Raw genomic sequence first — 401 nt, 5'->3', positions numbered from 1 at the left:
GTTCAAGAAAATGCCAACCACCGACAGCGCGAACAACATCGCGCCCAACGACAGGAAAAGTCCTAAGGTCAAGGTCATACTTTGGTCTCCGCTTGCGACTCACCCACTTCAGGGGCTAGGGCTGCTTGGGTTGCGGCCATCTTCACCACGGTCATCCGGTCGCGTGACATCACGCGCACCTGGTCGCCGGGGCTCACATACTTGCTGTCCTTGCGGGTACGCAGGGTCAGAGCGATAGCCGCGATCACGGCAACCAACAAAATCGCGGCCGCAACTTCCAGCGGCAGCAGGTACTGGGTGTAGAGCAACTTGCCCAGTTCTTTGGTATTGGACGCGCCAGCCACCGCCGCGGCATTCGCAGCTTGGGGGTCATCCACCACACGAAAGCCACCCATCAGTAC

The 401-nt window shown here is 59.6% G+C and carries 1 protein-coding gene and 1 pseudogene; both read right to left on the bottom strand.

The window, feature by feature from the left end; translation table 11 throughout:
* Nucleotides 1–78 (bottom strand): annotated as a pseudogene (locus tag AC1D1Y_RS26715) (NADH-quinone oxidoreductase subunit NuoK); the annotation flags it as partial.
* Nucleotides 75–401 (bottom strand): NADH-quinone oxidoreductase subunit J (locus AC1D1Y_RS26710; RefSeq protein WP_477685001.1); only part of this gene is annotated, 327 nt, incomplete at its 5' end. The gene AC1D1Y_RS26710 and the pseudogene AC1D1Y_RS26715, both read right to left, overlap by 4 nt.

Source organism: Polaromonas sp. P1_G1 (assembly GCF_056405595.1).
The sequence above is the reverse complement of the archived record's forward strand: the minus strand, read 5'-3'. Positions and strand labels throughout refer to the sequence as shown.